The organism is uncultured Metabacillus sp. (genome assembly GCF_947503125.1).
GTDB lineage: Bacteria > Bacillota > Bacilli > Bacillales > Bacillaceae > Metabacillus.
This window is the reverse complement of sequence record NZ_CANNCR010000111.1, coordinates 1-6,826: the sequence shown is the minus strand read 5'-3', so window position 1 is coordinate 6,826 and position 6,826 is coordinate 1. Positions and strand designations below refer to the sequence as shown.

Genomic DNA, 6,826 nt, shown 5'->3' with positions numbered 1-6,826 from the left:
TATATCCCTCCAAAAGTACCGACATAAAATTTTCCTAAAACAACAAAAAACACTGCCATTGAAAATGGCAGCGGACAATATTTCTCATGAAAATATTATTGAAAAGATTCATATGTGGTTAAACCAAAAAGAGGAAGTAAGAATTTTAGAAAAAAAAGTCCAGCAAGTTTTTGAAGAGGAAATTATAGAAAAAAGAGTAATTTTACAAGAAATGGCGAATTTTAATAGTTTAAAAAGGACTACATTTCTTTCAAGTCAAAGTTTACATGAGAAATGGAATAAATATTTAAACACGCCTGTCACTCAACAAAACAAAAAAACAAGAAAAATAGAAAGATCTATTTTACTTTATTTAACAAGAATGATTGCAAAAACTAGTCCTTTCAGTTCTCTTACATTGATTGGTCATGCAAAAATATCTCAAGACACTTCAGAATGGAATTTAGATGGACTATCTTGGAAATCGGATATAAATATAAATAATATGGTTTCTATTTATCTGTGGGAATTGATAACAAATAGTCCTTTGTCGATATATTTACCTTTAGAAACTAGTCCATATTTAAGAGTAATTGATGGTAATCCTAAGAAGATAGAATTTATTAAAATTGATAGAAGAAGAGCAACCTCAAAATTTTTATCACAAACAGAGCAAAGAGTTAAGATTCCGTATAATGAACAAGTTTATTCATTATATAAATATCTAAAGCTAAATAAAGGAATTTCTATCAAAAAACTAGTTGGGAATTTATCTGAAAATAATGATAAAGAGAAAACTAAACAATTTATCCAAATGTTACTTAATATTAAACTTATTAATTTTGAAACACCATATAATGAACAGGATACTAACTACCTAGAAAAAATACGTAAATTACTAAGTGATATAAATCATCAGAATTTAGAGTCTAATGAAGTTTACAAACAATTATGTCTTTGTATCACTGAACTCCAATCTCTTATCTCTAAGTCTACAAATTATAATTTAGAAACCATATTTACAAATATACAACTCCAATTTGAAAAGCTAACTAAACTATTCGATGATATAGTTCAAACAACAGAGAAAATAGAGCCTATGATTTATGAAGATTGTTATATTAAGCAAGAATTAAATATTCCAAAGAGTACCTTAGATGTTTTTTCAGAAGATATTCAATATCTACAGCCGTTGTATGTCCTATTTGATCCTCAGATTCCATTTAAAATTTTTATAATTCAAAAATTTAAAGAGCTATACAGAAAAGATGAAAGTGTGAACATTTTGCATTTTCAACAAACTATTCAAGGGATTATAACGAAATCTGGTGATGATATATTATCTTATATAATAGAGGAAATTTCAGATAGTGTTGTTTATAAAGATTGGCTTAGGATTAGGAAAGAATTTTTCAGTCAAATAAACTCCTATATAAGTCAGAGGAAAGAAGAAGTATTAATAGATAAGGACTTTTTATACAGTCTATCAAAGGAAATTCCAAAAGAAATAAAATCTATGCAGCCCAAATCTTGGTCATATTTTATTCAACCTTTGAACGATGGAGAGTTTGTGATTAATAAGATTTCCGATGGAAATGGAAAATTTATGAGTCGATTTATGCAAGGATTATTACAACATGTTGGCCCAGATATTGCCAAAAATACAAAAGAATTTATTAAAAAGTCCAATATTGAAAATAATATAATTGCAGAACTTAACGGAGTTTTTGGATTTAATGCAAATGTACACCCCTACATTACTGATTATGAAATCGATTATCCTGGGGTTAAGAGTGAAAAAAATAATAAAATTGGATTAGATGATATTTTTGTAAGAATTAGTAACGAAGATAATGGAATTGAATTATATTCGAAATCCTATAATAAAAAAATTGACATACTATATTTGCAGTTTTTAAATCTTAAACTTGTACCACCACTTTTTCGTTTTTTGTTATATTTTTCTCAATTATGTAATCCTGATATATCTATAAATGAATCATATTTTAATATCAGTAATTCTTCTAACAAAGGAATTGTTCATTTCCCAAGAATAAAGGTAGGGAAAATAACTTTAAAAAGGAGACAATGGTGGATTAACAAAAACTACTTTTTTGAGGAAAATACACAAGAAAATGACCATTTGAAAAAATTTAGGATGTTAAGACAATGGCTACATAAAAATTCTATACCTAACCAGTTTTATTTAAAAGCAAATTTATCTCTACAATTATCAAATCAAAACGAAACAACTCATTATCAGGATGGGATGAGAAAACCTCAATATATTGATACAGATAGTTTTCACTTATGTCAAGTATTCTTTAATCAAATAAATATTATGGAAAAAGGTTTTATCATTGAAGAAGCACTTCCAAATGTGGATCAAGTACAGTTAAATGTTAATGGACAAAGGCATATGGTTGAATTATTGCTAGAAACCTATGAGACTGAGGTGTAGTTCATGGGTTGGGATAGTTTTCATATTTTTTACCATGACCAGAGCCGATGGGATCAGCTCCTTATTTATATATATAAACAATTAAAAACAATTTATAATCACAAAATTCCTTCTCTTTTCTTTATTCGTTATTGGGAAGGTGGTCCTCACATTCGTTTAAGGATTAAAGACATGGAAGAATTTCAAAAAGATAAATTAGTAAATAGTATTTATTACTTTTTTGATAAATTTCCTAGTGAAAGAGAATTTAAAAAAAATGAGTTTTATAAACAATATAAAATGTTAACCATTAATCAAGAAGATTTGTTATGGTTTCCTAATCATTCAATTCAAGAAATACCATATACTCAAGAAATAGAAAGATATAATGGGGAAAAGATGATGCAATTAAGTGAATTACAGTTTGAGTTTTCATCTCGATATGTTTTTGAATTTTTGGAATCAACTGTTCCTGACTTACAAAGGAAGTATAATCATGGTCTTTATCTATTATCTTATATGACTAGAAGTATGAATCTTTCAGAACAACAGGAAATTGATTTTCTTAGATCTTACTGTATTGCAACGCTACAAAGCTATGTGCCAGAAGATATAGAAAGATATTTAAAAACATACCAATTAAAACTGCAAGAAAGTAATTTAAGTATTGCAGTAAAAAAATATTGGTCCGAAAATTCAAACCTTATTATCAATCAATATACATCTTTTACTAATGAAATAATAAAAAGTGTACGCCAAGATGAATTCTCCTTTAATGAAATTAGAATAAATTCTTTAGAAAAATTAGATGTTTACTCAATGGCTAAAATTCAACTCTATTGGTCATGGATTCATATGTTTTTGAATCGGATAGGACTATCTCCTTTAACGGAAGCTGAACTTACCTTTTTATTAAGTCATTCTTTAAATATAAGAGGAGTGAAAAAATGATTAGTAAATCAATGAATATATATTTGCATGATACAAGTAGGCATAATCAATTTATTGTTGAACAAATTATACCACTTCAAAAGGAGTTATCATTTAAAAAGCCTCTTAATAATTTTATTTTGCGACATTGGAGAAAGGGTCCTCATATTCAATGGCATATTCAAATAGATAAGAATTTTAGTAACGAAAATTTACTCTGGCTAAAAAATAAACTAACTGAAAATATAGGGAAATATTCCGCAGCCGATACTCTTTCTCAATCAGAACTTGAAGAAAAGTATATGTTGTTAAAAAACTTTGAAATGGAAGTGGGAGATTTATTTCCTATTGAAGATGACGCTACTATTAAACTGTTAGATTCTACTCTAAGAGTAGATATTTGGGGTGAAAACGGTGTTCAATCAATAAGGAAATACTATATTAATACAAATGAACTTGTTATGAACATGATTAGAGAGCCTGCTGTTAACAAATATAAAAACACTTTGAGTATGATGATGGCAGCCATTCACGCAATTGGAAAGCCTGAACACCATCAGTTGAGTTTTCGATCCCATGCAGAAGCTTTTTTAAACCGCTTTGATAAAGAAGATAAACTAAGAGAACAATTTGAGAAGGTATATAAAATTAATCAAGAAAGTATAAAAACATTAGTAGATGTGTTACTAGAGGAAGAAAAGTTCTTTCACAAATGGAGAAATGTATTTCAAGATTTAATAAAAGAAAATGAACCGTTAATAGCAAAAGGAGAACTATTAATGCCAGAAGCAGAAACCTATATGAAAATTGTTAAAGAAAACAATTGGGATACCGGTTATGAGGGCCAAATAAGTGAGTTTCATGGCTATTTAAATTCCATACCAATATATGATAAAATAAAGAAAACCACAAATTTCCAAGTTAAACGACTTGTTCTTAATTTTCTTTACCTTACAATTGCCCAAATAGGAATCAAACCAGTTGAGAAATTTTCTATATGCTATTCTATATCAAGATTTTTTGAAGAAAAGATGGAGAAAAGTTGGAAGGAACAATTAAATGATGAAACCCGATTTACTAAGATTAATTAAATATTGAAAGGGGCCTTTAATGCTCCTTTTTTCTCTTTATAGGAGGCCAGTGAATGAACAATAATAGTTTATTAGAACTAGAGGATGTTGAAGTTAGCATAAACGATGAGAAGATAATACATAATTTAAATTTCATATTAAATAAAGGAGAAATTTGTGCTTTAGTTGGTCACAATGGGGCAGGAAAAACTGTTACAATGAAAACAATAATGGGGATACAGGAAAAGGATAAAGGTAATATATATCTAAACAATATTAATATTGATTTAGATTACCTAAAGTATAAATCACAATATTCTTATATACCTGAAGAACCAATGTTATTTACTGAATTAACAGTTTTTCAACACTTTCAGTTATATGGAACAAGTTATGGAGTACCCGAAAAGTTATTTAATGAAAGAGTTAATTATTATGTAAACGAGTTTGAATTAAATGGGAAGCTAGATGAATTCCCTGATAATCTATCAAAGGGAATGCGACAAAAAGTTAATATTATAAGTAACCTAATCACAGATACTCCTTTATTAATTATAGATGAGCCTTTTATTGGTTTAGATGAAAACTCAGCTAATTTCTTAGAAAATGAAATTAAAAAAAAATCAAAACAAGGAACCACAATTTTATTAACATCACATGTAATAGAGCGTGTGAAAAAATTTTGTCATTCTTTTATTATGCTTAGAAATGGAGAAATAGCAAGAAGAGGGAAAATAGATCATCTGTTTCAAATAGAAAGAAGGATTTCTACATGAAGAAATATGGTGAATTAAATGCATATCTGTTTATTTACAAACGACGCCTAACAAAAATTAAAAAACAGTATATATTAGCCTTTTCAATTCTTTTCGATAAAGTAACTATATTATATTTAGTTCCATTTTTTGTAGGAGGATTAATTCTTTTTAAGGAATCAATTCAAAACTATACTCAATACTTTTATATTTTAAATCAAAATAATTATTCTGTAATTATTTATTTTACTTTATTTTTATTTCTGTTTTATTTATCAAAAAGTTATTTCGACCCTCGTTATAAAGTAACTAGCTCAGATTTTCATTTGAGTTTAATTACCTACGATTTAGAAAAAATTATTAAAATAATTATTCTCCAAGAACAAATAAAAAGGTTAATCATCTTTTCAACTATCATAACTGTTTTCTACTTCTTAAGAGTATTATCTTTTGAATCCATGTTTTTGCTTATAATTTCATTTGCTATCAGTGATTTGTTTTCAGGTCTAACTCAATGGAAATTATTTCAAAGGAATCTAAAGGGCATAATCACTAAAATTACATACACTATAATTTTAATATTTTTATTCATGTTTATATATATAAACTTCCTAAGGGATTTTTCAGTTTTAGTATTTTTTATTTATAATATAGTGCTTTTATTAATGTCAATCATTCAATTTAAGAGGAAATTGACAAGTAAAGTTAACTGGAATCAGGTAATTCCAATCGGAGATGATAAAACTTGGAATTTATTGATAGTTAAATTAATAACCGGAGTAGGTTTTAATATCGTCCCCAATAGAGTTCGACTTCCTGCATTAACAAAAGTGAATAAAGTAGATAATATTCCTTATGAATTATCTGCAATCGTTTCTGTATATTGGAAGCGATATCTGATTCATAATAAAACTATTCCTTTTAATATTATTGGGAATTGTGTCGCGATCTTACTTTTTTTAAGTCTAAGTACTAATATTTCTTCAGGTTTAAATTTAGCTATTCCAACTTTAATTGGTATGTATTTACTATATGGAATATTTAAAAATAGATTAGATACATTACAATTCAAAGTGCTTCCAATGTCGGCAAACAATCATGTTAACGGATTTTATCGTGTGACATTTTGGTTTATTTTAGTATTGCTTTTACCACATTTTGTTATTCTTTTGGTGAAGTCTTCATTATCAATATGGTTAATTTCGATAGTAATTGTTAGTGAATGGATAGTAGGTTCTTATATTTTTAAAGCTTTATTACATTTAGGTATATTAAACTTTTTAAAGGTTAAGAAATATTCAAAAGCTCACCATTTACTAATTATATTACTATACTTAATTTTGCAAACTTTTTTGGAGTTATTGCCACTACTTTCGATATTAGTAATAATAATATTTTTACTAAAGTCAATTTTAAACTTTAAAAACATTGGAGTTTCACCTTTTCAATTTGAAAAAAAATAATATTGACATAAAGGAATAGTAGTTATAACAATGATGTATCTACAATTGGTTAATATCAGGAACCATTCTTAATTTCCACCAAAATGAAGTAAAGTACTTTTTTGTCATGAATTTATTGTTACTGACGCTCTATAATGACAAGAAATTGATGAAATACTTTGTCCATAATCTGACGGAATTATTGGCCGG

5 protein-coding genes are annotated in these 6,826 nt (G+C 27.1%); all 5 read left to right on the top strand.

The genetic code is table 11. The annotated features are described in order from the left end of the window. Window positions 1-2,440: lantibiotic dehydratase (locus Q1B07_RS25950; protein ID WP_299095439.1), on the top strand; the 2,440-nt coding region annotated here is incomplete at its 5' end. A gap of 3 nt (window positions 2,441-2,443) precedes the next feature. Next, entirely contained in the window at window positions 2,444-3,370 is a 927-nt protein-coding gene (locus Q1B07_RS25945; RefSeq protein WP_299095442.1) for a thiopeptide-type bacteriocin biosynthesis protein, read from the top strand. Then, complete coding sequence (locus tag Q1B07_RS25940) at window positions 3,367-4,440, top strand: lantibiotic dehydratase C-terminal domain-containing protein (protein WP_299095445.1); 1,074 nt, start codon at window positions 3,367-3,369, stop codon at window positions 4,438-4,440. Before Q1B07_RS25945 ends, Q1B07_RS25940 begins: the two co-directional genes overlap by 4 nt. A 53-nt stretch (window positions 4,441-4,493) precedes the next feature. Beyond that, a complete protein-coding gene (locus Q1B07_RS25935; RefSeq protein ID WP_299095448.1) occupies window positions 4,494-5,195 on the top strand; it encodes an ABC transporter ATP-binding protein in 702 nt (233 codons plus the stop codon). Then, complete coding sequence (locus Q1B07_RS25930) at window positions 5,192-6,637, top strand: hypothetical protein (protein WP_299095451.1); 1,446 nt, start codon at window positions 5,192-5,194, stop codon at window positions 6,635-6,637. The genes Q1B07_RS25935 and Q1B07_RS25930 overlap by 4 nt, the downstream gene beginning before the upstream one ends. Window positions 6,638-6,826: the final 189 nt, after the last annotated feature.

Coding starts and splice junctions, on each gene's coding strand:
- Q1B07_RS25940 (WP_299095445.1), top strand. CDS start 3,367: ATGATTAGTAAATCAATGAATATATATTTGCATGATACAAGTAGGCAT.
- Q1B07_RS25945 (WP_299095442.1), top strand. CDS start 2,444: ATGGGTTGGGATAGTTTTCATATTTTTTACCATGACCAGAGCCGATGG.
- Q1B07_RS25930 (WP_299095451.1), top strand. CDS start 5,192: ATGAAGAAATATGGTGAATTAAATGCATATCTGTTTATTTACAAACGA.
- Q1B07_RS25935 (WP_299095448.1), top strand. CDS start 4,494: ATGAACAATAATAGTTTATTAGAACTAGAGGATGTTGAAGTTAGCATA.